Origin of the sequence: Amycolatopsis sp. NPDC059027 (genome assembly GCF_042739735.1) — a bacterium.
GTDB lineage: Bacteria > Actinomycetota > Actinomycetes > Mycobacteriales > Pseudonocardiaceae > Amycolatopsis.
Window position 1 is genome coordinate 25,096 of sequence record NZ_JBHYIK010000076.1, and the last position, 2,467, is coordinate 27,562.

Annotated in this window: 2 protein-coding genes; both read left to right on the forward strand. The window is 66.2% G+C overall.

Annotated features, from left to right (window positions below):
• The first annotated feature begins 167 nt into the window (after positions 1–167).
• On the forward strand, positions 168–1,184 hold the full coding sequence (locus ACFWY9_RS37115; RefSeq protein WP_378329333.1) for an ABC transporter permease: 1,017 nt from the start codon (positions 168–170) through the stop codon (positions 1,182–1,184).
• On the forward strand, positions 1,177–2,106 hold the full coding sequence (locus tag ACFWY9_RS37120) for an ABC transporter permease (RefSeq protein ID WP_378329332.1): 930 nt from the start codon (positions 1,177–1,179) through the stop codon (positions 2,104–2,106). Before ACFWY9_RS37115 ends, ACFWY9_RS37120 begins: the two co-directional genes overlap by 8 nt.
• Positions 2,107–2,467 lie beyond the last annotated feature (361 nt).

A 2,467-nucleotide genomic window follows, 5' to 3' on the forward strand; every position in this document is an offset into this window, starting at 1 on the left:
TTTTTCCGTGCTTGTTATCACGTGCCGCGGGGGGGGGGGGGCCCCGCCCCCGAGCCGGGCCCCGGCACCCACCGGAAGTAGCTGTTGACCGTAGGGTTACCCCCACTACGGTAGACAACCGGGTAGCGGTCATGCTTCGCGACCAGGCCCGGATGAGGAGCAGTTCGTTGAACCTGGTTATCTACATTCTTCGCCGCCTGGCGATATCGATTCCCGTCCTGCTGGTCGGGACTTTCCTGTGTTTCGTCATGGTCGCGGGCACCGGCGACCCGCTGGGGGAACTCCGCAGCAACCCGCAGATCAGCAAGGAAGCGCTGGCCGCGACCGCGCACACGCTCGGCCTCGACCAGGGCATCGTCCCCCGGTACTTCACGTGGCTGGGTCACTTCCTCACCGGTGACTGGGGAATCTCGATCGCCCAGGGCAACGCGCTCGCGCCGGTCGCGCCCAAGGTGATGGCCGCGTTCGGGGTGACCTTCAAGCTGGTGATCGGCGCCGAGATCCTCGCGCTGGTCATCGGCGTGGCGGTCGGCGTGCTGGCCGCGGTCAAGCAGTACTCGATCGTCGACTACATCGCGACCACGCTGGCGTTCCTGCTGTTCTCGATGCCGATCTTCTGCATCGCGATCGTGCTGAAGAACTACGCGATCGAGATCAACGGCTGGGTCCGCGATCTCGGCCTGAGCGACGTCCTCGGCAATCCGTGGCTCCGCACGGTCAGCCCGGAGAACCTGAAAGCCGACGGAGTCGGTGAGTTCCTGGCGAGCTATGTCGGCGCCTATCTGCTCCCGACGCTGTCCATCATGGCGATCAGCTTCGCCGCGTACAGCCGGTTCCAGCGGGCTTCGATGCTGGAGGTGCTCAGCGCCGACTACGTCCGCACCGCGCGGGCGAAGGGGCTTTCCGGCTCCCGCGTCATCTTCCGGCACGCGTTCCGCAACGCGCTGATCCCGGTGACCACGTTGTTCTCCGTCAACTTCGGTGCGGTGCTCGCGGGCGCCATCATCACCGAAACGGTGTTCTCCTGGCACGGTATGGGCACATTGCTGGTCGAATCCGTGACGAAGAACGACACGCAGGTGATGATGGGCTGGCTCGTGGTCGTCGCGAGCATGGTGATCATCGCCAACCTGATCGCCGACCTGGCGTATGGCATTCTGGACCCGAGGATTCGCGTTGGCTGACTTGAACTCTGTGCTCGCGAGCGAAACCGCCGCCGCGGAGGGCACACTCCCGCCCGAGGCCCTGCCCGAACCCCGGAGCCAGGGCAAGCTGGTACTGCGGAAGTTCCTGCACCACAAGCTCGCGATGATCTCGTGTGTGGTGCTCGCGGTGATCGTGCTGATCGCGATCTTCGGGCCGTTCTTCTGGAAGCACAACTACGAGGACAGCTCGTTCCCGTCGTTCGCCGCGCCGAGCGCGGACTTCCCGCTCGGTACCACGCAGGTCGGCAAGGACATGGTGTCGCAGATCCTGCGCGGCACGATGTACTCGCTGCTCATCGCGCTGACCGTGTCGATCCTCGCGACGGTGATCGGCGTGGTCTTCGGCGCCATGGCCGGTTATCTGCGCGGGTTCACCGACTCGGCGGTCTCCCGGGTGACGGACCTGTTCCTGATCATCCCGCAGATCGCGGCCGCGGCCATCCTGGCGAAGGTGTTCGGCGGTGGTACCTGGTACATCGTCGCGCTGGTGCTGGCGGCGTTCGCCTGGATGCAGATCGCCAGGATCACCCGCGCCGAGGCGATGTCGTTGTCGCAGCGGGAGTTCGTGGACGCGGCGCGGGCGTCGGGTGCCGGGACGTTCCGGATCGTCTTCAAGCACCTGGTGCCGAACATGGTCGGCAGCATCACGGTCAACGCGACCCTCGCGGTGGCGCAGGCCGTGCTCGCCGAGGCGGCGCTGTCGTTCATCGGGCTCGGCGTCCAGCTGCCGGACACTTCGCTCGGCCGGGTCATCCTGGAGAACTACGCGCAGGTGCAGATCCGGCCCGCGCTGTTCTTCGGCCCGTTCGTCGTGCTCGTGTTGATCTCGCTGTCGATCAACTTCATCGGTGACGGTCTCCGTGACGCCTTCGACCCGCGTCAGCGGCGGATGAAGGCCTGAGACATCTCAACGAACCGGCGGGTGGGCTAGACGGCCCACCCGCCTTTTTCGTGCCGTCTCGTTCCACTGCGGACTCGGTAAGCCGTCAAGGCCACCTTGCGGGCGTTGCGGGCCGTCAGGCGCGAGTGGACCCGTTCTGGCCGTGGCTCAAGCGCCCCGATGAGGTTTTCTCGGTAGGTGCGGGGGTGTGGTCTTGCTGGTGGGTGCTTTCCCGGGGGCTTGGTGGTGTGGTGAAGGGGTCCTTCGCGGTGTTGAGCGTCGGTAAGGAGGCCTTCACGGCATGCGGTGGGTTCGGCGCGTGTGTCGGGGGGGCGGGGGGGGGGGCGGGGGGTGTAGGGCACAGTGCGCTGGCGGAGACCAC